The organism is Neisseria sp. P0021.S007, from assembly GCF_051956855.1.
This window is the reverse complement of sequence record NZ_JBQCXA010000005.1, coordinates 100,738-124,996: the sequence shown is the minus strand read 5'-3', so window position 1 is coordinate 124,996 and position 24,259 is coordinate 100,738. Positions and strand designations below refer to the sequence as shown.

Here is a 24,259-nt window from a genome sequence, read left to right as displayed (position 1 = left end):
CCCTAAATTAATTTGAATTCGAACTATCTGAGCTATTGGAAGAATCCGCCTCTTTACTGTTCAATGGCAATTCGGCCTTCCGGTACACCCAGTTGCCGTAGCTGTCTTCAACTTGCTCGGTCAAGATAATTTTATCTTCGGTAATACTTTGGATTCTGCCGTAATTCTGACCGATGTAGTTTCCGGGATAAACGGTATAAACATGGTCGTTGACCTTGATAAATCCGGAAACTTTGCCGCCGCTTTGCAGCGTTCCGACAAAGGCCATATTTTCCAAACTGAAGGCTTCCAATGTTTCTTTCGGACGGTTCACATCCGGCGCATTGCCGCCTTTAGGGGCAGTGTCCAAACGGCGTGAATCAAACGCATTCATGCCTTTAAAGTTCGGCGGGTTATACGGCTTAGGCAATGTAACCGTCGGCTCTTCAAACGGAATAATCTTGGATTTTGCTTCCTGACGGGTTTGCGTCATCCATTGAGTCAAATCTTCATAGCTTTGCGTACAGGCTGCCAAGGGAAGAAGACTTAAGAGTAAGATGATTTTTTTCATGATTTCCCTATTCTTTTATTTTTGCTCATTCTCGGCAGGTTTGCCTTCTTCTTGTGCCTGTTGCGCAGCCAATTCGGCAGCAATCTCTTCGGCCGGACGTGCTTTATAAGTCGTCGCAATCGCGCTCAATGTCAACTCGCCTTTATTGCCTTTGCCTTCTTTGTCCTCGCCTGCATTCACGAGTTTTAAAGAATCTAAAGTAATAATGCGCGACAAATCGCCTACATCACGGGTAAATTGACTGATCTGTGAGTATTTGCCTGTGATGGAAATCTGATACGGCAGTTTTTGAATCGGACCATCGTTTTCAGGTTGGAGCGGTGCAACGCTATCCAAACGCAACCCGTTGGTTGAACCTGCCTGATGAAGCTCTTGAATCAGGTTCGGAATTTCCGCGTCGGTCGGCAGTTGTTTCAACAAAACATCAAATGCAGAGCGGATCGAAGCCAATTCAGCCTTCAGATTATTCAAGCTTGCCGCCTGAATGCTTTTACGCGTAAAGGTTTCCTTCAGCTCTTCCTCTTTAGCTTCCTGCGTATTCAGGGTCTCAATCTGATCTTTAAATACGCCGACATAGCCCAAAGCCAACACACCGACAATCAATAAACCCGCCAGCAAAAGTTTTGAAGGCATATTGAGCAGGTACAGGTTTTGTACGTCCAATTGTTTCAGGTTTTTAGATGCCATTATTGAGCCTCCGGAGCAGGTTCTGCCACAGGTTCGGCCATTTCACCGCTGCTTTGGGCAGTCGGTGCAGGAGCCGGCGTATTCACTTGGTTGATTGAAGATTTCAAAGTAAATTCTTGGTAGTTATCTACTTTTTTAATGCTCAACAATTCAGGCTGCAAGAAAATACCTGTACTTGGCAGGGAGCGCATCATAACGGCGATTTTATTGTCGCTGACGGCATGGCCGCTGATTTTATAGCTGGTCGAGCTTTCCGCTTCCAACGCAGTCAAATAAGTATTATCGGGTGTAAGCGCATTCAAAGAATCAAGGATATAGGCCGCTTGATAGCGTTTTTCCTGTAACTCTTCCACTTTCAGTTTCTTGGCCAAGAAGGCTTCTTTTTCTTGCTGAAGTTTATCGATTTCGCCCAATTCTCTATCAAGTCTGTCGATTTCGGTTTGCAGGAAGTTGTTGCGCCCTTCTTGATTACTGATGGCGCTGTCAATACCGAGATAGGTAGCGGCCGCCAAGCCCAAACCCACTGCAAAAGCGCCAAGCATCAATACTTTGAATTGCTGCTGCTTGCGCTGTTTAATCTCTTCCCGATACGGAAGAAGGTTGATTCTGGTTAATTCGATCATGTTCTCAAAGCCCCCTTAATGCCAATCCGAACGCCAAAGTCAGTGACGGCGCATCAATTTGAAACTGCGGCAATTCTACTTTTGCACTGCGTTCCACATATGAAATCGGATGCAGATATTCTGTTGCCGTATTGGTTTGCGAGAAAATGCTTTCCGCCAAACCTGCCTGCTGCGCGGTAAAGCCGGTCAGCAGGATGTGTTTGATATTGGAGAAAGAATCAGTGGCCTGCGTGGTATAGTAAAATTGCAAAACACGCTGAACCTCCTGCGCAACCTGCACATTAAAACGGTCGGCAATCTGAGACTGGTAGTCGGAAGGCTTGTTTTGGGAAGCCATCATTTGTGCGGCTTTTTCTTCAGTTACCTGATAAGTACGCTGAATCAGCTGATTGAGCTGCTCTGTACTGACCGGCGTTTCTTGTTTGTAGAGGATACGGCCGTTTTGCAGGATCAGGGCATACATTTGCGTCGCATGAATGCCAAACACGGCAACTTTTTCATCTGCCATTTCGGGAGCATGCGTATTCATCCAATGAACAAAGGCATTGCGTTGCGCCAGCAAGTCTAAATCCAAAGCGGACAAAGGCAAGCCCGCATTCTCAAACATTTCAATGCGTGGCTCGACATCGTCTTTTTTGGCGGCAACAGCTAAAACATGCTGGCCTGAACCGACTTCTTCGGCTTGAAAGTCGTAGTTCATTTCTTCAATAGGCGCAAATTGGCCGACTTCCGCTTCGACAAACTCTTCCAAGTCCAAATCGGTATCACGCGGGTTGTAAATAATTTGCTCGACTGTCGCCAAATTTTGTGGCACGGCCGCAACAATATTTTTGCAAGAACTGCGTAATTGTGTGTAAGTATGTTGGATGTAAGTAGCAAGCTGATCGTAGTCTTGAATTTTGTTGCCTTTGACAATATTTTTAGGCAATTTGGTAATAACGTATTTTTCCAGCTGAATTTGGTTTAAACTACGGCCTGTCAGTTGTACCATCTTAATGGCATGTTGGCTGATATCGACACCGATGGCAGAGCGGTTGTTCAATCCACTAGAAGCCTTGCCTGTTTTGGTATCTTTCGTGCTTTTAAATAAGCGCATGATTTGACTTCCCTGTATCATTTAGGAGTGAGTAACTGTTTCGTTATCCGTAAAGGACTTCTTATTCTTTGCACAGTATTAACTGTGGCTGATAGAAATCGTTTCCCATTTTACTTTATTTATCGCCATTAATGGCAAATTATTACTTAGTCATGATTAAAAAGATTATAACGACCTGCCTGGGTCTCTTATTGGGACTGGCTCTTTTCGGCGTGGGGCTGATTGCAATTGCAATTTTGGTCACCTATCCGAAACTGCCGTCTTTGGACACTTTACAACACTACAAACCCAAAATGCCGCTGACGATTTATTCTTCAGACGGCCAAGTGATTGGCGTTTACGGCGAGCAACGGCGTGAATTCACCAAAATCGGTGACTTTCCCAAAGTTTTGAAAAATGCCGTGATTGCCGCCGAAGACAAACGCTTCTACGACCACTGGGGCGTGGACGTTTGGGGTGTGGCGCGCGCCGCGATCGGCAACGTCATGGCCGGCGGCGTCCAATCCGGTGCCAGTACGATTACGCAACAGGTTGCTAAAAACTTCTACCTGAGCAGCGAGCGTTCGTTCACCCGTAAATTCAACGAAGCCCTGTTGGCCTACAAAATCGAGCAGTCTTTGAGCAAAGACAAGATTTTGGAGCTGTACTTCAACCAAATCTATTTGGGTCAACGCGCTTATGGTTTTGCATCTGCAGCCCAAATTTATTTCAACAAAAATGTTAACGAGTTAACATTGGCCGAAGCCGCCATGTTGGCCGGCTTGCCCAAAGCCCCTTCCGCCTACAATCCGATTGTAAATCCTGAACGCGCCAAACTGCGTCAGGCTTATATTCTGAACAATATGCTGGAAGAAGGCATGATTACCCTGCAGCAACGCGATCAGGCTTTGAAAGAAGAGTTGCATTACGAGCGTTTTGTACAAAACATCGATCAAAGCGCCCTGTACGTTGCCGAAATGGTGCGTCAAGAGCTGTTTGAGAAATACGGCGAAGATGCCTACACTCAAGGCTTCAAGGTATATACCACCGTCGACACCGCACACCAGCGCGTGGCCACCGAGGCCCTGCGTAAAGTCCTGCGCAATTTCGACCGCGGCAGCAGCTACCGCGGTGCAGAAAACTACATCGACCTGAGCAAAAGCGACAACGTAGAAGAAACCGTCAGCCAATACCTTTCTACACTTTACACCGTCGATAAAATGATTCCGGCGGTTGTATTGGAAGCCTCCCGCAAAGGTGTACAGATTCAATTGCCGAGCGGCCGTAAAGTCACGCTGAACAGCCACGCTTTAGGCTTTGCCGCCCGTGCCGTCAACAACGAAAAAATGGGTGATGACCGCATCCGTCGCGGCTCCGTCATTCGCGTTAAAGGCAGCGGCGATACCTTTACCGTCGTTCAAGAGCCTTTGTTGCAAGGCGCATTGGTGTCTTTAGATGCGAAAACCGGTGCAGTCCGTGCATTGGTCGGCGGCTATGACTACCACAGCAAAACCTTCAACCGCGCAACTCAAGCCATGCGCCAACCCGGCTCGACGTTCAAACCGTTCGTTTATTCCGCCGCTTTGGCAAAAGGCATGACTGCTTCCACCATGATTAACGATGCGCCGATTTCCCTGCCGGGCAAAGGTGCTAACGGTAAAGCGTGGAACCCGAAAAATTCAGACGGCCGCTATTCCGGTTACATCACGCTGCGCCAGGCTTTGACCGCGTCAAAAAACATGGTGTCCATCCGCATCCTGATGTCTATCGGTATCGGTTACGCGCAACAATACATCCAACGCTTCGGCTTCAAGCCATCTGAAATTCCTGCCAGCCTGTCTATGGCTTTGGGTACAGGCGAAACCACGCCGTTGCGTATTGCAGAAGGTTACAGCGTCTTTGCCAACGGCGGTTACAAAGTGTCCGCCCACGTCATCGACAAAATCTACGATAGCCAAGGCCGTCTGAGAGCGCAAATGCAACCTTTGGTAGCCGGTGAAAACGCACCTCAGGCCATTGACCCGCGCAACGCCTACATCATGTACAAAATCATGCAAGACGTTGTCCGTGTTGGTACCGCACGCGGTGCAGCCGCACTTGGCCGCGCCGACATCGCCGGTAAAACCGGTACTACCAACGACAACAAAGACGCATGGTTTGTCGGCTTCAACCCTAGCGTTGTAACTGCCGTCTATATCGGCTTTGACAAACCGCGCAGCATGGGTCGTGCAGGTTACGGTGGTACAATCGCCGTACCGGTATGGGTAGAATACATGCGCTTTGCCCTGAAAGGCACCAGTGTCAAACCGATGAAAGCACCTGAAGGCGTGGTTGCAAACGGCGGCGAAGTGTACATGCGCGAACGCATGACCACCAGCTCCGACCTGGCCTTGGACAACAGTGGCGTTGCACCACGTCCCGCTCAACCTGCCCGTCGCGCGGTTCCGAATGAAAACCGCCGCCGCACCGAGAGCGGCAATGCGCCAGCCCGTGAAGAATCAGACGAAACCCCAGTTCTGCCAAGCAATACCGGCAACAATAACAAACAACAACTGGACTCTCTGTTCTAATGTTCTAAAGCAAGGCCGTCTGAAACGTTCAGACGGCCTTTTTTGAGAAAATTCAAAGCAAAACCATGATTGATTTACACTGCCATTCGACCGTTTCAGACGGCATGCTCTCCCCAACCGAAGTCGTCCGACTCGCCCGTCAAAACGGTTGCACCCTGCTCGCTCTGACCGACCACGACCACACCGGCGGACTGGCCGAAGCTCGCGCCGAAGCCGATACCCTCGGCCTCCCCTTCGTCAACGGCGTGGAAATATCCGTCACTTGGCGCGGCCGCACCATCCACGTTGTCGGTTTGGACTTTGACGAACACAACGAAACCCTGCAAAACCTGCTTGCCGAAGTCCGTAAAGGCCGTCTGAAACGATTGGAAGCCATCGCGGCAAAACTGGAGAAAAAAGGCATAACAGGCGCGTATGAAGGCGCGCTGGCATTGGCCGCCAACAAAGAAATGGCCAGCCGCACCCACATTGCCGAATTCCTCATCCGCGAAGGCCATGTTAAAAACAAACAGCAGGCATTTACCAAATATCTGGGCGACGGTAAATCCTGTTCCGTCAGACATGAATGGGCCACACTGGAAGACTGCGTAGCCGCGATTACAGGCGCGGGCGGCATGGCCATTATCGCCCACCCAATGCGCTATGAATTATCCGCCACCGCCAAACGAAACCTGTTCCAAGAATTTAAAAATCTCGGCGGCGCAGGGATTGAAGTGCACAGCGGCAACTGCTGTAAAAACGACCGCCTCAACTATGCCCTGCTTGCCGACCGCTTCGACTTTCTCGCCAGTGCAGGCAGCGACTTCCACCGCCCCAACGACTTCAGCGGCGGCATACTCGGCGCCTGCCCCGACTTACCCGAACAATGCCACCCGGTCTGGGAACACTTTAAGGCCGTCTGAATTTTTGACAGCAATTTTTCAGACGGCCCGCCAAGTATGAGACAGTTATAAACATATCACACTCTACATATTGAAACTGCCTGCCCGATACACCATAATAACCCCATAAATACCCCAAAAATAAAGGTTAACGCCATGTGCCAACTGCTCGGCATGAATTGCAACACTCCCACAGACATCATGTTCTCTTTTGAAGGCTTCCGCCGCCGTGGCGGCATTACCGACCACCACGCTGACGGCTTCGGTATCGGCTTTTTTGAAGGCAAAGGCGTACGCTTGTTTCACGACGACAAGCCCAGCGCCAACTCTCCCGTTGCCGACTTGGTGCGCGCCTATCAGATCAAGTCTGAAAACGTTATCGCCCATATCCGCAAGGCCTCGCAAGGCCAGACCTCGTTGGCGAACACTCATCCCTTCATGCGCGAGATGTGGGGCGAATATTGGCTGTTTGCACACAACGGCCATTTGATTGATTTTTTCCCCGAGCAGGGAGAGTACTACCACGCGGTCGGCACGACCGATTCCGAACGCGCGTTCTGCTTTATCCTCAACCGCCTGCGCAGCCGCTTTGCCACCAAACCCGAACCTGAAGTTTTGTTTGACGCCATTGCCGGCCTGACTCATGAAATCCGCCGCTTCGGTTTGTTCAACTTCGTCATGTCCAACGGCGACTGCCTGTTTGCCCACGCCAGTACCTTACTGCACTACATCGTGCGCAAAGCCCCGTTTGGCAAAGCGCGTTTGCTGGACGATGATGTGATGGTCGATTTTTCAGAAGTGACCACACCGAACGATAAAGTTTCCGTCATCGCCACCCTGCCCCTGACGCGAGATGAAACCTGGTCGCAATTGGCAGTCAATGAATTGGTGATGTTTCAAGACGGCGACATTGTCCTCAGCGACCGCCCCGACAATCCGGTTTACATGAGCGCGGAAGAAGGTTTGGAAATCGCCCGTGCCGTCGGCGTATCGGTTTGACGTTTGATTGGCTGAAAAACTCAAGGCCGTCTGAAAGGCTCAACTTCGCCAAAGTTGCCCTTTCAGACGGCCTTTTTATACATAAATTCTACGCAAAAGCCTTTACTATACGAAAATAACGCAATCCGCTACAATAATAGTTCACAAACAATAAATTCAATTGCTTAGCGACCTTGCCGAGCGTATGACAAGGAAACCCGATGAAGTGCCCGTTTTGCCAACACCCCAACACACAAGTAACCGACTCGCGATGGCTGGAAGACACCAACAGCATCCGTCGCCGTCGCAAATGCTTGGAATGCGGACAACGCTTCAGCACTTTTGAAACCGTTGAAATGCGGATGCCGCAAGTCATCAAATCCAACGGCACACGGGTTCCCTTCAATGCGCACAAACTGCAGACCAGCCTTGAGCGCGCGCTGCACAAACGTCCTGTCACACAAGAACAAATCGATGAAACCGTTGCCCTGATCGAGCAGCGCCTCTACCGTTTGGGCAAAAAAGAAGTCGCTTCGCACATCGTTGGCGAAATGGCGATGGAGGAACTGGCAAAAATCGACCAAGTTGCTTATGTCCGCTTCGCGTCCGTCTATAAAAGCTTTAAAGACGTTTCCGAATTCACCCAAGTCATCGCCGAATGCAAAGCCAAATAAGGCCGTCTGAAACCATGTTTTCCGCACTTGATACCCAAATGATGCAAACCGCCCTCGAGCTGGCCAAGCTTGGGCGGTTTTCTACTTCCCCCAATCCCCGCGTCGGTTGCGTAATTGCACACGGCGCACAAATCGTCGGACAAGGTTTCCACGTCAAAGCAGGCGAGCCGCACGCTGAAGTTCATGCGTTGAGGCAGGCCGGAGCGGCGGCCAAAGGCGCAACGGCCTATGTCACGCTGGAACCTTGCAGCCATTACGGCCGCACACCGCCATGCGCCGAAGCGCTGGTTCATTCCGGTGTAACGCGCGTGGTTGCCGCCATGACCGACCCTAACCCGTTGGTCTCAGGCAAAGGCTTATCCATGCTGGAAGCCGCCGGAATCCGTACCGAAAGCGGTTTGCTGGAAGCTCAGGCGCGCGAACTCAACCGCGGTTTCCTGTCGCGTATCGAACGCGGCAGACCGTTTGTCCGTCTCAAGTGCGCCGCCAGTTTGGACGGCAAAACCGCCCTTTCAGACGGCCGCAGCTTTTGGATTACCGGCGAAGCAGCACGCGAAGACGTACAAATTCTCCGTGCCGAAAGTTGCGCCGTTTTGACCGGTATCGGTACCGTACTTGCCGACAACCCGAAACTCAACGTTCGCAGCTTCCCCACCCTGCGCCAACCTGCGCGTATCGTCTTGGACAGCCGACTGCAAATCCCTTTGGACTGCCACCTCGTGACCGATACCGACAGCCCGACCGTTATCGTTACCCTTTCCTCAGACGAACAACGTTTGCAGGCGCTGGGTAAATTTGAACATATCCGCATCATCAGGCCGTCTGAGCACATCAACGGCCGCATCAATCTTCTTTCACTCATGCCGCAACTGGCAGAACTTGGCTTTGGCGAAGTTCTGGTAGAAGCCGGCTCAACACTTGCTTCAGCCTTCCTGAAGGATGACTTGGTGGATGAAATCGTCCTCTACCAAGCACCGAAACTGTTAGGCGCAGGCAAACCTCTTTTCTCCCTCCCTGAAAATCCGGCCGCCCTACTTTCAGACGGCCCTTGGCAAAGTCAATCGGTAGAAATCATCGGGCAGGACATTAAATGGGTTCTCCGAAAAAAAATCCGTCTAATTGCCTCAACTTAATAATTAAACCATTGTAAATAGAATATATCTATCATTTATATAGCAATAAATGTAATTTTTTCGTCAATATATTATAATGACTTTAGCGTATTCCAATTTAAAACTTTGACTTAAGTTAACTATCCTCAAGCCGATTGTCGACAAATTTTCCTTTTTTTCATCACGAAATAATGGATTATTAAGATAAGTTAAGCCACGAAAATTTATTAAAAGTTTTTATTCTAGAAGGGTTTTAAACGGCATAAACGGTAGTTTCATTTCATGAATCATACATTTGACAAAACAATATCTAAAATCAAAACATGTGGTTGAATGTAATTTCTAAAAATTAAGCATTCAAAAATACCGTTTCCATACCATAGAGGCCGCCTGAACGACCGTTAAACTTTTTTGATTGAGACGAATCAGATAAGTGCTTATGATTTTGTCTAATGTAATTATAAGTATGGTTTTAAGGCTTCACACGATACGGCAGCCGGCTATGGCTATGCGGTTGCAGCAAACAACTCAGGCATCGGGCAAACACTCCCGATTTACTCATTCATTACACGAAAGACATCATGAAAAACATTACGATACAAAAATTTGCCGATAAGACCGCAAAAATCGGCATCGTTGGCTTAGGCTACGTCGGTTTACCACTGATGTTGCGCTATGTGGATATCGGTTACCAAGTTTTGGGTTTCGACATTGACACCAACAAAGTCGACAAGCTCAACAAAGGCGAAAGCTACATCGAGCATATCCCTTCCGACAAAATTGCCGCTGCTTCCAACAGCCTGTTTGAAGCAACGACAGACTTCTCCCGCATCGGCGAAGTAGAAGCCGTCATTTTGTGCGTACCGACTCCGCTGAACAAATACCGCGAGCCGGACATGAGCTTTGTGATCGACACTACCGATGCGGTAAAACCTTACCTGCGCGCCGGCCAAGTGCTGTCTTTGGAATCCACTACCTACCCCGGTACTACCGAAGAAGAATTGCTGCCGCGCATGGAAGAAGGCGGCTTGAAAGTCGGTCAAGACGTGTTCTTGGTTTACTCTCCTGAGCGTGAAGACCCGGGTAACCCTAACTTTGAAACCCGTACCATTCCAAAAGTCATCGGCGGCCATACCCCTGCTTGTTTGGAAGTCGGCCTGGCGCTGTACCAACCTGCCATCGATAAAGTTGTTCCAGTAAGCTCCACCAAAGCGGCAGAGCTGACCAAACTTTTGGAAAACATCCACCGCGCCGTAAACATCGGCTTGGTGAACGAGATGAAAATCGTTGCCGACAAAATGGGCATCGACATTCACGAAGTCATCAATGCCGCTGCAACCAAACCGTTCGGCTTCGTTGCTTATTACCCAGGCCCTGGCTTGGGCGGCCATTGTATCCCTATCGACCCGTTCTACCTGACTTGGAAAGCACGCGAATACGGCGTAAACACCCGTTTCATCGAATTGGCAGGTGAAGTGAACTCCCACATGCCCGACTACGTTATCGAAAAAGTCGGCCTGGCTTTGAATGATCACAACCGTTCTATCAAAGACAGCAAAATCTTGGTATTGGGTATCGCCTACAAGAAAAACGTGGACGATATGCGTGAAAGCCCGTCTGTGGAAGTGATGGACCGCCTGCACAAACTGGGCGCAGTGGTTTCCTACTCCGACCCGCACGTTCCAGAGTTCCCACACATCCCAGGCCACCACTACTTCGACTTGAAGAGTGAAGCGCTGACCCCTGAAACTGTCGCCCAATACGACTGCGTGGTTCTGACCACCGATCACGACAAATTCGACTATGACATGATCACCGAACATGCCAAACTGATTGTCGATACGCGCGGCAAATTCCCAGTGAAAAATCCTAAAGTCATCAAAGCATAATCTTGCTTCAGACGCATCCGGCTGCCTCCGGTTTCCCCGACCGGGACGGCGGCCGGTTTCCCAAGGCCATTTGTTTTTCAGACGGCCTTGGGAAACCGGCAACGGTAACAACGCATCTCTTACGAAAAACGCTCAGCTCGAACTTCCGGCCGTCTGAAAACAAATAATATGAACGCGAAAAAAATCCTCGGCTACGCATTGGGCCCGGTAGGAAGCGCCGCCTTCGGCCTGCTTTCCCTGCCGCTCATCTCATGGTACTTCCCTGCGGAAGACATCGGCCGTATCGTACTCTTGCAGACCATTGCCGGACTGAGCATTCTGCTCTTGGGCTTGGGGCTGGACCAGTCCTATATTCGCGACTATTACGCCGTTAAAGACAAGGCCGCGCTGTTCAAATCCGTTTTTTTATCGCCATTGATTCTGACGGTGGCGGTTGTGGTTTTAGTGTTGCTGATAAACGCATCATGGCCGTCTGAAATCATTTTCGACATCCCCAGTGCGAATTTGGGGATTCTTTTCCTGATTTTCTTGGCCACCACGCTGATTATCCGTTTTTTAGCCTTGATTTTGCGGATGAAAGAGCAGGCACTGGCTTTTTCACTCAGCCAGCTTGCGCCGAAATTTTTGATTTTGGTGTTGGTTTTTGCCGTGATTGCTTCCGGCCTGCCCGCCAATACCACTTCGCTGGTTTTTGCCTACACCGCCGCCCAAGTGCTGACCGTTGTACTGTTGATATATCAGCTGCGCCAAGACTTGCAAGCCGTTTCCCATGCAAAATGGTCGTCCGATCTGCATCGGGACGGCCTACGCTACGGCCTGCCGCTGGCATTCGGCAACTTGGCCTATTGGGGGCTGACTTCGATTGACCGTTTTGTCCTCAAAAACATCTCAGGCTTGGACGAGTTGGGTATTTATTCAATGGCGGTCAGCTTTGGTGCCGTCGCCTTGATTTTCCAAAGCGTGTTCTCCACCATTTGGGCGCCTTTGGTGTTCAAATGGGTAGAAGAAAAAACCAATCTGGACAAAATCGGCGACATCACGCTTTCCATGACCGTCCTCATCAGCGCAATGATTTGCCTCATCGGAATTTTCTCGCCGATGGCGACCTGGATACTGCCGGAAAAATACACGCAGGTTCAATTTATCCTGCTCTCGTGTATGCTCTTCCCCCTGTTTTACACGCTGACCGAAGTCAGCGGCATCGGTTTGAACGTCGTCCGCTCGACTTGGCTGATTACTGTCATCAACATCGTTGCCTTTATCGTCAATACCGCCCTGCTCTATCTGTTGGTACCGAAATTTGGTGCAAAAGGTGCAGCTATGGCCAGCGCAACGGCTTTTTGGCTGTTTTTCATCTTTAAAACCGAATTCTCTTCACGCCTGTGGCAGCCTTTGCCGCGCCTGAAGATTTATACCAACTCAACGCTCTGCCTGATAATCTGCCTTGCCTACACTTGGCTGGGTACGCGCGACAACTACATTTGGTTCGCGCTGGCATGGGCAGTCGGACTGGGTTTCCTGTTCCTAAAATACAAACACGCACTATTTGCCGCGACCGAAAAAATCAAAGCCAAATTAAACCGTTCGGCAAAATAGCCAACCTGAGATTCACGTCTCTACGATAACAACAGAACGACTATGAAAATAAAACGTCTGAACTTATACACTTACATTCTATACATCATGCTCGCAGCCTATATGCTGGGGCCCGCGCTGTCCTTTAAGGTCGGCGTACCGCGTATTGACAACCCGCTGACCCTGATATTTGTACTGCTTGGTTTTGTCGTATTTTTTCTGGAAAGCAAGCATATTCCGCGCAAGATTTTTGCCATGCTCTGCGCCCTGACCGCCATGTGCATCTGGCCCGCCATCCACATGGGCATTACGTCGCTGACGCCGACGCAGTACATGGATATTTTGTTTTTTATGGCGGTTCCGGCTTTCTTCTACTTGTTTTACCAAGTATTGAAGCGCGCCGACGACCCTTTGGGGACGATTCAGAAGTTCCTCATCGTATTTACGCTGTTTATCGCCGTACCGCCGTTTGCAGAACTGGCCACCGGTATTCAGTTTGTGAGTGCCAGCGATGAGTTGGCTATTGACGAAGGCTCGCTCAAAGGCTTGTTCTTTAACCCGAACAACCTCGCCGCCACCGCGGTCTGCCTTGCGCCTGCCATTTTGTTTTTCTTCCAACTCCAAGGGCGGAAACACAAAGAAAAACTACTTGGCTGGGGCTTGTTCCTGCTGTTGGGCATGGCCATTTTCGCCAGCGTATCGCGTACCGCCATCGGCTGCTACCTGTTGATTTTGTTGGTTTATACGGCCTATCGCAGAAACGGTTTTATTACGGTCGGCGTTGCTGGTTTGCTGGCATTGGTATTGTCGATGATTCCGTCACGCGCGATTGCGGAATTTTTGCTCTCACTCAACGGCAACCAGTTCTTAGAACGCTTTTCCAGCCGCGTGTACCTTTTCCTGTACGACTTGGGCAGCGACAACTCCGTGTCCTACCGTCAGGAGATTTACAACTACTTCTGGAACAATCCGCCCCTGCTGCTGACCGGCTACGGTCCTAAAAACTTCCGCGAATATTTCGGCGGCCATTTGAGCGGCAGCTTGGGCTTTGAAAACCCACACAGCTTCATCATCGAGCTGTATTTGGGTTTCGGCATGATTTCCTTGCTCGGCTTTATTGCTTTTGTGGCGTGTTATTTCCTCTACACCGCCTCAAACCGAGCAGTAACCGGCAAATCGCGCGTTTTGGCTTGGGTTGCCTTGGGCATTTTCCTGCTGGCCGGTTTTATTCCGTCCACCATTTTGCGTATGCCGTTTATCTGGCTGCCCTGCCTGCTGATTTTTATTTACAGCGTATTTGTTGCGCCCAAGCTGAAAGATATGGCCGCTTACGCATACAACGAAACACTATACGATACGAAGAAACCATCATGAAAATCATCCTGACTACCTCCATGTCCGGCCTCGGTGGCACTGAAAACGCCACTTTCCGCCTCGGCCGCCTGCTCAAACAACGCGGACACGATATCGTATTGGCCTCTTCAGACGGCCCTTTGATTCAGGAAGCGCAAGCATTGGGCATCCGTTGGCAGCCGATCGATTTTTACCAAGGCGGATTATTGGGTTACGTCAAAGGCATGTTCGCCTATATGAAACTGCTGAAAAAAGAGAAACCCGATGTGATTCACTGCCAAATGGCGCGTATCGTTCCGGCCTGCGCCATTGCGGCCAAGTTCGCTTCACCGAAAACCAAAGTGTTCTACCACGCGCGCGGCCTTGATCCGGAAACTTATCCGAAAATTGCCAAGCTTTTCGACAAGCTGGGCGTGTACATTATCGGCAACTGCAAACACGAACGCGAAAAACTCATCCGTTACGGTTTCCCTGCCAACCGCATTACCTACACTTACAACGCCCTGCACAAAGCAGATTTCGTTCCTGAAAAAACGGTCAAAGACTATGTCCAACTGGGCACACTTTCCCGTTTAGATACCGTCCGCGCCGTGCATTTAATGCTGGACATTTTGAAGAAAATGGTTGACCGCGGCATGCCTGTACGCCTTAACGTTGCAGGCATCGGCGAAGAAATGGACAACCTCAAAGCCCAAGCCAAACGTTTGGGCATTGAAGACCAAGTTACCTTCCTCGGCGGCGTCCGCGATTTGACCGGCTACTTCAAAGAAGTCGATATTTTGGTGAACACGCCGCATTGCGTGGGCGACCACGGCGCAGGTGTCGGCAACAATATTTTGGAAGCCGGCCTTTACGACACACCTGTCGTGACCTACAACATGGCGGGTATTTCGGAAATGGTCATCACCGGCCAAACCGGCTACTGCATTCCTTTCGGCGATGACGAAGCGTTTATCGAAGCCGTCGATACACTCATCAAGCATCCTGAGTTGCGCGGTCAAATGGGCAAAGCCCTGCACAAACACGTTGAGACCTTATGCTCCGACGATGAAATCTACCGCACCACCATGGCTGCGTACGAAATGTAAGGCCGTCTGAAACATGAACATTACCATCGTCGCCCCTTATTGCTCGCTACCGTCCGAGCCGCATTTCAACCGCTTCTGGTATCTTGCCGAGCTGTTGTCGCAGTCGCATGACGTGTTGCTGATTACCAGCAACTTCAAGCACTACGACAAATCTTTCAGACGGCCCGAAGATGCCGAGGCTGCCTCACAAGGCCGTCTGAAAGTCATACTGTTGGAAGAAAGCGGATACAGCAAAAACGTGTCTTTGGGACGCGTGACCAGCCATCACCGCTTCGTCAAACATTTTGAACAATGGTTGGAAAACTGCCGTCCGGGCGAACAAGACGTCGTCTTTTCCGCCTATCCGCTGATTGCCACCAACCTGCTGTTGGGCAAACACAAAGCGCGTTTGGGTTACAAACTGATTGTCGATGTGCAGGATGTATGGCCGGAGTCTTTCTCCTCGGTCATACCGTTTTTGAAAAAAGTACCGCACAACCTGCTGCCCTTTGCTTCACGCGCCAACCAAGCCTACCGCTACGCCGACGCACTGGTTGCCGTATCGCAGACTTATCTCGACCGCGCCAAAGAAGCCAATCCGAACGTACCTGGCGAAGTCGTTTATATCGGCGCGGATTTTCCCAAACTCGATGCCGCGCCTGCCAAAGATTTTGGCGACGACAAAACCCGCTTTTTCTACTTGGGCACGCTCAGTTACAGCTATGACGTGGAAACTGTGTGCAAAGGCGTTCGCAAGCTGTTGGATGCCGGCGAAAACGTCGAATTGCACATCATGGGTGGCGGCCCCGATTTTGACAGGCTCAAACAATATGCCTGCGACGGCATCAAGTTTTACGGCTACATTCCTTACGCCGAAATGATGTCGGTCGCCAAAGGCTGCGACATTTCCGTCAACGCCATCCACTCTTACGCCATGCAGTCGATTACCAACAAACTGTCCGACTATATGGCTTTGCAAAAACCGATTCTGAACAGCCAGGTCAACGACGAAGTTGCCGAAGTCCTTACCCTGCTGCCGCATGCGAACTATCGTTCCGGTGATGTGGACGGTTTCGTTCAAGCCGCCAAAGATATTTTGAAGCGCAAAAACGATCCTGTTCAGTCCGAAGAAATCGTCCGCCGCTTCAAACGCGACGTTGCCTATCAAAAAATCGTCAACCTGATTGAAAGATTAGCTCATGAATAAATTTTTCAAACGCCTGTTTGACATTATTGCCTCTGCTTCAGGGCTGATTATCCTGTCGCCTGTGTTTTTGATTTTGGTGTACCTCATCCGCAAAAACTTAGGCTCGCCTGTGTTCTTCATCCAAGAGCGACCGGGCAAGGATGGCAAACCGTTTAAAATGATTAAATTCCGCTCCATGCGCGATGCAATCGATAAAGACGGCAACCCTCTACCGGACAGCGAACGCCTGACCGATTTCGGCAAAAAATTACGCGCCACCAGTTTGGACGAACTTCCTGAATTATGGAATGTCTTAAAAGGCGAGATGAGTCTAGTTGGACCTCGTCCGCTGCTGATGCACTACCTGCCGTTGTACAACGACTTCCAAAACCGCCGCCACGAAATGAAACCGGGCGTGACCGGTTGGGCGCAAGTCAATGGCCGCAACGCCATTTCATGGGATGAAAAATTCGCCCACGATGTTTGGTACATCGACAACTTCAGCTTTTGGCTGGATATCAAAATTTTGTTCCTGACGGTTAAAAAAGTCTTCGTCAAAGAAGGCATCTCAGCCGAAGGAGAAGCCACCATGCCTTATTTCACGGGTAATAAAACTGATGAAAAAAAATAACATACTGATTCTGTCGGCAGGTCGCCGTGTCGAATTGGTGCAGGACTTCCAAACCGAAGCCGCACGTTTTTCAGACGGCATCGGCGTTTTTGCTACTGACCTCAACCCCCACATGTCTTCTGCCTGCCATGTTGCCGACCGCGCTTTCAGCGTGCCGCGCATCGATGCAGCCGAATACATTGACAGCATTTTCGAGCTGGCCAAACAACACGACATCGGTCTGATTGTGCCAACCATCGATACCGAGCTGCTCAAACTGGCCGAAGCACGTGACCGTTTTGAAGCTGAAGGAATACATATTGTCATTTCGGATGCAAAACTGATTACCCTGTGCCGCGACAAGCGCCTGACCGCAGGCCTGTTTGCACAATACGGCATCCGTTCGCCTGAAATTTACGAACGGGACCGCCTGGTTTTCCCATGTTTTGCCAAGCCTTATGACGGCAGCCGCGCCATCGGTGCGAAAAAAATCAACACACCGGCTGATTTGACTGTCGACATTACCGAAGACCCGAAAATGATGTTCGCCCAATACATCGATATTGAGAATACTTTCTCCGAGTTTACCGTCGATATGTATTACGACCGTCAAGGCCGTCTGAAATGCGCCATTCCTCGCGAACGTTTGGAAGTGCGCACCGGTGAAGTCAGCAAAGGCGCAACCCGACGCAATGCCCTGTATAAAGAGCTGGTTGAAAAAATGGCCGTATTGGAAGGCGCACGCGGCTGCATTACCGCGCAGTTCTTCGTCAGCAAAACCGACAATACGACCTACGGCGTGGAAATCAACCCGCGTTTCGGCGGCGGTTTCCCACTGACCTACGCCGCAGGCGGCAACTATCCGGGCTGGCTGATTCAAGAATATATCGGCGAACAAGACATTCCCTTCTCCGACGACTGGGAAAACAATTTAATCATGCTTCGTTATGATGCTAAGGTTTTGGTAAGAGAACATGATTAAGCCGGAAGAATCCGTCATCGTTTTTGACCTTGACGATACGCTTTACTCCGAACATGACTACAAATGCTCCGGAATACGGACAGTTGTAGAGATGATTACGTCGCTTTATCCGCAATACAATGCCGGCGTACTATATGAAATTGCCGACAATAAAAGTAAAGACTGGCTCGACAATTTGTGTCATCATTGCAAATTAAACGAATTAGAGAAACAATCACTCTTGTGGCAATATCGGCTGCATCGGCCTGCCATCCGACCCTATGTCGAACCGTCTTTTTTACGAAAGCTGATGCGCCCTTTTGCCGCACGCGCCCTGATTACAGACGGCCGCAGCCTGACACAGCGGTTGAAAATACAGGCCTTGGGCCTGACCGATTTGTTTGACGACATTTTGATTTCGGAAGCCATGCAATCGGAAAAGCCCGACGACAAGCGTTTCGTTTTCCTGCAAAACAAATATCCGGCCGCAAAACGTTTTATTTACATCGGCGACAACATCAAAAAAGATTTTGTCGCACCCAACAAACTGGGTTGGCTCTCCATAGGCATCATGCCTAAGCCGCACAATATTCATCAAGCCGAGCCCGAGCAATACGGCCGTGAATACCAGCCCACCCTTTGGATAAACACCCTGGAAGAATTGACTACACTGACAACTTCCGCCACCGAAAAAGCAAATGCATAAGGGACATTTCTCCATGAAAATCTTATTTATGGGTCGTAAACAGGTTTCCGCCAACCTGCTTCGTTTTTTGACCAAACAAGACCATATCGAAATCGTCGGCGTTTTGACCGACAGCCATCTGCAAGGCTCGCCGACCACGGCTGCCGCACAGGAATTGGGCCTGCCCCTGTACACCTTCGATACGGCTTTGGAAGCAATGCGTGAAGGCCGTCTGAAATACGATTTGGGCTTGTCCGTCCTTTACTGGCGCAAGCTGCGTGATGAATTCCTGAGCATTCCGACTTTGGGCACGATCAACTTCCACCCTGCGCTGTTGCCCGAATACAAAGGCACGGGCGGCTACAACCTGGCCATCATGGACGAGCTGAACGAATGGGGCAATACTGCCCACTACGTCGACGCTTCCATCGATACCGGTGAAATTATCGAAGTGGACCGTTTCCCTATCGACGCCGAAACAGAAACCGCCCAATCGCTCGAACGCAAAACCATGCAGGCATTGGAAGATTTCGCACGACGCATCATCACCCGCGCCATCGAGTCGAAAACCAAATTGCCAACCACGCCAAACATTGGTGGCCGCTACGTCAGCCGCGACGAGATGGAAGCCATGAAGCAAATCCACGACGGCGACAATATCGAGAAGAAAATCCGCGCCTTCTGGTTCCCTCCTTACGACGGCGCATACGTCGAAATCAACGGTCAGAAATACACCCTGATCAATCGCCAACTGCTGGAAGAAATCGCCCCCAAAGGCTCAACCAGTCTTTTCGCAGGAAAAACAAATGCTTAATACATCACTCTCCCCATGGCCAAGCTTTACTCAAGAAGAAGCCGATGCCGTTTCCAAAGTCCTGCTGTCCAACAAAGTCAACTACTGGACAGGTACGGAATGTCGCGAATTTGAAAAAGAATTTGCTGCTTTTGTCGGCACTCAATACGCCGTCGCCCTTTCCAACGGTACATTGGCTTTGGACGTAGCCCTCAAAGCAATGGGTATCGGCCAAGGCGATGATGTGATTGTCACTTCGCGTACTTTCTTGGCTTCCGCATCCTGCATCGTGACCGCCGGCGCAAATCCGGTTTTCGCCGATGTCGATTTGAACAGCCAAAACATCAGCGCCGAAACCATCAAAGTCGCTTTGACGCCAAACACAAAAGCCATCATCGTGGTTCACCTTGCTGGGATGCCTGCCGAAATGGACGACATCATGGCTTTGGCAAAAGAACATAACTTGTGGGTTATCGAAGACTGCGCCCAAGCCCACGGTGCGAAATACAAAGGCAAATCCGTCGGCTCTATCGGCCACGTCGGTGCTTGGTCGTTCTGCCAAGACAAAATCATGACCACCGGCGGCGAAGGCGGTATGGTAACCACCAACGACAAAGCGCTGTGGAGCAAAATGTGGTCGTACAAAGACCACGGCAAAAGCTACGATGCCGTGTACCACCGCGAACACGCACCCGGTTTCCGCTGGCTGCACGAAAGCTTCGGTACCAACTGGCGCATGTTGGAAATGCAGGCGGTCATCGGCCGCATCCAGCTCAAACGCATGCCCGAATGGACAGCACGCCGCCAAGCGCACGCCGCCAAACTGGCTGAAAGCTTGGGCAAATTTGCCAGCATCCGTTTGGTTAAAGTGGCCGACTACATCGAACACGCGCAATACAAGTTCTACGTTTTCGTCAAACCCGAACACCTGAAAGACGGCTGGACGCGCGACCGCATCGTCAGCGAATTGAACGCGCGCAAAGTCCCCTGCTATCAAGGCAGCTGCTCCGAAGTGTATTTGGAAAAAGCCTTCGACAACACGCCTTGGCGTCCGAAAGAGCGACTGAAAAACGCTGTCCAACTGGGCGACACCAGCCTGATGTTCTTGGTGCACCCAACCCTGACCGATGAAGAAATTGCGTTCTGCAAAGAAAACATCGAAGCCGTATTGGCTGAAGCCACGGCATAATCATTTTCAGACGGCCTGCAACTTCAGGCCGTCTGAAAAAATAAAACAGCCTGCTTCAAACAATCCGTACCAAGCCACATTACAACACTCAGACACAAGAAATATAAAATGAACTTGGAAACCCTGCTGGCTCTGCCGCGCAACCTTAAAAAAACCTTCTTCGTCATCCACGACATCTTGATGATATTCGTGGCGTTTTGGTTTGCCCAAAGCCTCAAAGTGCAATATTCCGACGAATGGTTGAGTATCGCCAACTGGCTGGCTTTCGGCAGCACCGCTGTGCTGACCATCATCCTTTTCATCCGTATCGGCCTCTATCGCGCCGTCACGCGCTTCGTCAGCATCCGCGTCCTGACTGCCGCCGCATTCGGCAGCATTATTTCAGCGGTCTTGTTCTGCCTGACCACCCTGATTTTTGAACAAAAACTACACCTTGCCCTGCCCATCGTCTATTTCTTAGTTCTGGTGGTCGGCGTAACCAGCTCGCGCATGATCCTGCGTGCGATTCTGACCGACCATCACCGCAAACAGATGACCCCTGTCATCATCTACGGCGCAGGCCAATCAGGCCGCCAGTTGTTGGAAGCCATCAAACAGGTTAACGAATATTCGGCCATTGCCTTTGTCGATGACAACCCGAAAATCCAACGTACCGTCATCTATGACCTTGCCGTCTACAACCCCAACGAAATCCCGATGCTGATCAGCCGTTACGGCGTCCGCAAAATTCTGCTGGCGATTCCAAGTTCTACGCCTGAAGAACGCAAAGACATCATCCGCCGCCTCGAAGCATACAAATGCGAAGTCCTGACCATTCCGGGCATGAAGGATTTGGTGGACGGCAAAATCAACGTCAGCTCATTGAAAAAAATCTCTGTGGTCGATTTGCTCGGCCGTGCCCCTGTGGCACCTCGCCCTGAATTGATGCGCGCCGACATCAGCGACAAAGTCGTGATGGTAACCGGCGCAGGCGGCTCTATCGGCTCCGAACTTTGCCGTCAAATTCTCAATTGCCGGCCGACCAAACTGCTGTTGTTTGAATTGTCCGAATTCGCCCTGTACAGCATAGACAAAGAGTTGCGCGAAACCCAAGCCGCGCAAGGCAGCCAAGTTGAAGTCGTACCGCTTTTGGGTTCGGTTCAAAACAAAGAACGCCTTAGCAGCATCATGAAGGCCTATCACGTCGACACCGTTTATCATGCCGCAGCCTACAAACACGTTCCAATGGTAGAGTTCAACACCATCGAAGGCATTCAAAACAACGTGTTCGGCACACTCTGCTGTGCGCAGGCTGCCGTAGATGCAGGCGTTTCCACCTTTGTTTTGATTTCCACCGACAAAGCCGTCCGTCCGACCAACACCATGGGCGCCAGCAAACGCATGGCCGAACTCTGCCTGCAAGCCCTTGCCGCCGAGCCGGAACAAAAAACACGCTTCTGCATGGTGCGTTTCGGCAATGTATTGGGTTCGTCCGGCTCCGTTGTCCCGGTATTTGAAAAACAAATTGCCGAAGGCGGCCCGATTACCCTGACCCACCAAGACATTACCCGCTACTTCATGACCATTCCCGAAGCGGCGCAACTGGTTATCCAAGCCGGCGCAATGGGTAAAGGCGGCGACGTATTCGTCCTCGACATGGGCGAATCCGTCAAAATCATCGACCTTGCCCGTCAAATGATTGTCCTCAGCGGACTCAAAGTCAAAGACGAGCAACACCCGCACGGCGACATCGAAATCAAGATTACCGGCCTGCGCCCGGGCGAGAAACTTTATGAAGAACTGCTCATCGGTGATGAGGTGCAAAAAACCACTCATCCCCGTATTATGACCGCCAGTGAAGTAATGCTTCCATGGACGCAATTATCTGACATACTGTCGGAACTCGAAACCGCTTGTCTCCAAAGCGACCAAAACAGCCTGCGCCAGCTTCTGTTGCGCGCACCAACAGGCTTTGTACCCAAAGACGGTATCTGCGACTTGGTTTGGCAACAAAACAACAAGGCCGTCTGAACATTTTCAGACGGCCCGGACACCATCCTGCAAGGACTACTACATGAAAAAAACGCTCTCCCTGCTTATTCTATTTGCACTGACTGCCTGTAACAGCACGACAGTCATTCCTGGTTCAACCATCAAAACCAGAACCAAAACCATTGTTTACACCGATACCGACACCGCAACCGATACCAACCTCGACAGCCGCGTTGCCGTTTACCCCATTACGCCCAACCTGATTGAAAAAATGCGCAAGCCGCCTGTACTTTCCCAAAACAACCAAGGTTTGGAGCAAAGCAAAAGCGCTTACCGCTACCGCATCGGCAGCGGCGACGTCCTCAATATCATGGTTTGGGCGCACTCCGACCTCAACTCCCCTACCCAGCAAAGCAACCCGCAAACCAACCAAGTCAGCCGCGGTGCCTGGGTAGATGAGGGCGGTTATATTACTTACCCGTTAGCAGGCAAAATTCAAGCCAAAGGCAAAACTTTGGACGAATTGCAAAATACCCTGACCAACCTTCTGAAACGCTACATCAAAAATCCTCAAGTAGCCATCAACGTTACCGAATTCCGTTCGCAACGCATTTCAGTATCCGGTGCCATCAGCCAAGCAGGTCAGCTGCCGATTACCAATATCCCGATGACCATTTTGGATGCCATCAACCAAGCAGGCGGCGTCACCCAAAGTGCCGACACCCAACACATCAAATGGACGCACAACGGCGTCGACCGCACCATTTCCCTACAAGACATGTTGCAATACGGTGATATGTCGCAAAACCACCTCCTCAGCCATGGTGACATCGTTTATGTTCCTAACAGCAGCAACAACAAAATCTACATCATGGGTGAAGTCGGCAAACAAGCCACCCTGCCGATCGGCAATCACGGCCTCAACCTGACCCAAGCGCTCGGCGAAGTGGGCGGCATGAACCAAGCCTATGCGGATGCAACCGGCGTATTCGTGATCCGCCGCGCACCTGAAGATGCGGCCAGACCTATCCACATCTACCAGCTCAACCTAAAAGATGCGACTTCTTACGCACTGGGCAGCGAATTCAAATTGCGCTCCGAAGACACCGTTTACGTTACCGCCGCCCCAGTTACCCGTTGGAACCGCGTAATGTCACAAATTACCAACTCCATCAGCAACGTCAATACCCTCGACAATACGTTTAAATAAGCAGTGGTTCCTGCTGTCAGACCCTGTTTGACAGCAGGATACAAAATCACGCACAATCCAACCAAATTACATAAACGGCATATAAAAGCCGTACACACCGCACAAACGGAAAAGCAGTACCTTATAGTCTGACTCACGCTTTTTTCAGACCATAAACCGAAACAATATCATGTACCACAACATACTCATCGTCTGCCTAGGCAACATCTGCCGCTCCCCCACCGCAGAGCGGATTATGCAGAAAAAACTACCCGGCCACCGCATCAGCAGCGCTGGCATAAAAGCACTGGCAGGTAAGGATGCCGATTTCCAAGCCATCAAAACCGCACTCAAACACGGCGTTATCGTTGCAGGCCATACGGCACGCCAACTGACTGCCCAAATGTGCGAACAGGCCGATTTGATTCTCGTCATGGAGCCCTGTCAAATTGACATGGTGGCCGACATCCATCCGCCGGCACGCAGCAAAACCATGCTGTTTGCCCAATGGTTGCCGAAGAAAACCGTACCTGACCCATACAAACAAAGCAGTGAAATGTTTGAAGCCGTTTTTGAACAGCTCAATGCTGCCGCAGACACTTGGAAAACCAAACTAAACGGAAAAACTCAACCGGTATAAA

General features: G+C 50.5%; 22 protein-coding genes. 18 read left to right on the top strand and 4 right to left on the bottom strand.

From position 1 onward, the window contains the following. Positions 1–7: 7 nt before the first annotated feature. From ACTHUR_RS07975 to pilM, 4 genes are read right to left on the bottom strand one after another with little or no spacing between them, the layout of a single operon-like run. Positions 8–550 (bottom strand): pilus assembly protein PilP, encoded by a 543-nt coding sequence (locus ACTHUR_RS07975; protein ID WP_049336962.1) that lies wholly within the window; start codon positions 548–550, stop codon positions 8–10. 15 nt (positions 551–565) lie between these two features. Next, positions 566–1,237, bottom strand: a complete 672-nt coding sequence (locus ACTHUR_RS07970; protein WP_049336961.1) for a type 4a pilus biogenesis protein PilO — start codon at positions 1,235–1,237, stop codon at positions 566–568. Continuing rightward, on the bottom strand, positions 1,237–1,860 hold the full coding sequence (locus ACTHUR_RS07965) for a PilN domain-containing protein (RefSeq protein ID WP_049336960.1): 624 nt from the start codon (positions 1,858–1,860) through the stop codon (positions 1,237–1,239). Before ACTHUR_RS07965 ends, ACTHUR_RS07970 begins: the two co-directional genes overlap by 1 nt. Before the next feature lie 4 nt (positions 1,861–1,864). Continuing rightward, entirely contained in the window at positions 1,865–2,956 is a 1,092-nt protein-coding gene (pilM, locus tag ACTHUR_RS07960) for a type IV pilus assembly protein PilM (protein WP_049336959.1), read from the bottom strand. A gap of 152 nt (positions 2,957–3,108) precedes the next feature. On the opposite strand from pilM, the gene ACTHUR_RS07955 reads away from it, so the two are divergent. The 18 genes from ACTHUR_RS07955 (at position 3,109) to ACTHUR_RS07870 (ending at position 24,258) form a co-directional block, all read left to right on the top strand. Then, a complete protein-coding gene (locus ACTHUR_RS07955) occupies positions 3,109–5,505 on the top strand; it encodes a penicillin-binding protein 1A (protein WP_070503954.1) in 2,397 nt (798 codons plus the stop codon). A 65-nt stretch (positions 5,506–5,570) separates the two neighbouring features. Next, entirely contained in the window at positions 5,571–6,407 is an 837-nt protein-coding gene (locus ACTHUR_RS07950) for a PHP domain-containing protein (RefSeq protein ID WP_039862508.1), read from the top strand. A 135-nt stretch (positions 6,408–6,542) separates the two neighbouring features. Beyond that, on the top strand, positions 6,543–7,385 hold the full coding sequence (locus tag ACTHUR_RS07945; protein WP_039862509.1) for a class II glutamine amidotransferase: 843 nt from the start codon (positions 6,543–6,545) through the stop codon (positions 7,383–7,385). A gap of 200 nt (positions 7,386–7,585) precedes the next feature. Further along, positions 7,586–8,038 carry a transcriptional regulator NrdR gene (gene nrdR, locus ACTHUR_RS07940; protein WP_004520863.1) on the top strand — a complete coding sequence of 151 codons (453 nt, stop codon included), beginning with the start codon at positions 7,586–7,588 and terminating at the stop codon, positions 8,036–8,038. Between the two features lie 14 nt (positions 8,039–8,052). Continuing rightward, positions 8,053–9,171 (top strand): bifunctional diaminohydroxyphosphoribosylaminopyrimidine deaminase/5-amino-6-(5-phosphoribosylamino)uracil reductase RibD, encoded by a 1,119-nt coding sequence (gene ribD / locus ACTHUR_RS07935; RefSeq protein WP_049344287.1) that lies wholly within the window; start codon positions 8,053–8,055, stop codon positions 9,169–9,171. A gap of 560 nt (positions 9,172–9,731) precedes the next feature. Then, entirely contained in the window at positions 9,732–11,039 is a 1,308-nt protein-coding gene (locus ACTHUR_RS07930) for a nucleotide sugar dehydrogenase (protein ID WP_004520865.1), read from the top strand. A gap of 168 nt (positions 11,040–11,207) precedes the next feature. Continuing rightward, complete coding sequence (locus ACTHUR_RS07925; RefSeq protein WP_070695471.1) at positions 11,208–12,635, top strand: oligosaccharide flippase family protein; 1,428 nt, start codon at positions 11,208–11,210, stop codon at positions 12,633–12,635. Between the two features lie 42 nt (positions 12,636–12,677). Further along, positions 12,678–13,988: an O-antigen ligase family protein gene (locus ACTHUR_RS07920; protein WP_070503964.1), complete on the top strand. Its 1,311-nt coding sequence runs from the start codon at positions 12,678–12,680 to the stop codon at positions 13,986–13,988. After that, the gene (locus ACTHUR_RS07915) at positions 13,985–15,055 is read left to right on the top strand and encodes a glycosyltransferase family 4 protein (protein ID WP_070503967.1); all 1,071 of its coding nucleotides are present in this window, start codon (positions 13,985–13,987) and stop codon (positions 15,053–15,055) included. Before ACTHUR_RS07920 ends, ACTHUR_RS07915 begins: the two co-directional genes overlap by 4 nt. A 13-nt stretch (positions 15,056–15,068) precedes the next feature. After that, a complete protein-coding gene (locus tag ACTHUR_RS07910; RefSeq protein WP_070503970.1) occupies positions 15,069–16,241 on the top strand; it encodes a glycosyltransferase in 1,173 nt (390 codons plus the stop codon). Further along, entirely contained in the window at positions 16,234–16,851 is a 618-nt protein-coding gene (locus ACTHUR_RS07905; protein ID WP_004520870.1) for a sugar transferase, read from the top strand. The genes ACTHUR_RS07910 and ACTHUR_RS07905 overlap by 8 nt, the downstream gene beginning before the upstream one ends. Then, entirely contained in the window at positions 16,838–17,812 is a 975-nt protein-coding gene (locus ACTHUR_RS07900) for an ATP-grasp domain-containing protein (protein WP_070695473.1), read from the top strand. Before ACTHUR_RS07905 ends, ACTHUR_RS07900 begins: the two co-directional genes overlap by 14 nt. After that, positions 17,805–18,497, top strand: coding sequence for an HAD family hydrolase (locus tag ACTHUR_RS07895; RefSeq protein WP_070695475.1), 693 nt, complete (start codon positions 17,805–17,807; stop codon positions 18,495–18,497). Before ACTHUR_RS07900 ends, ACTHUR_RS07895 begins: the two co-directional genes overlap by 8 nt. Before the next feature lie 13 nt (positions 18,498–18,510). After that, on the top strand, positions 18,511–19,290 hold the full coding sequence (locus ACTHUR_RS07890) for a methionyl-tRNA formyltransferase (protein WP_070695476.1): 780 nt from the start codon (positions 18,511–18,513) through the stop codon (positions 19,288–19,290). Beyond that, complete coding sequence (locus ACTHUR_RS07885; RefSeq protein WP_070695477.1) at positions 19,283–20,458, top strand: DegT/DnrJ/EryC1/StrS family aminotransferase; 1,176 nt, start codon at positions 19,283–19,285, stop codon at positions 20,456–20,458. Before ACTHUR_RS07890 ends, ACTHUR_RS07885 begins: the two co-directional genes overlap by 8 nt. 108 nt (positions 20,459–20,566) lie before the next feature. Continuing rightward, positions 20,567–22,468 carry a polysaccharide biosynthesis protein gene (locus ACTHUR_RS07880; RefSeq protein ID WP_070695479.1) on the top strand — a complete coding sequence of 634 codons (1,902 nt, stop codon included), beginning with the start codon at positions 20,567–20,569 and terminating at the stop codon, positions 22,466–22,468. Positions 22,469–22,511: 43 nt separating this feature from the next. Further along, entirely contained in the window at positions 22,512–23,639 is a 1,128-nt protein-coding gene (locus ACTHUR_RS07875; protein ID WP_070695481.1) for a polysaccharide export protein, read from the top strand. A 169-nt stretch (positions 23,640–23,808) separates the two neighbouring features. Continuing rightward, complete coding sequence (locus ACTHUR_RS07870; protein WP_004520878.1) at positions 23,809–24,258, top strand: low molecular weight protein-tyrosine-phosphatase; 450 nt, start codon at positions 23,809–23,811, stop codon at positions 24,256–24,258. Position 24,259 lies beyond the last annotated feature (1 nt).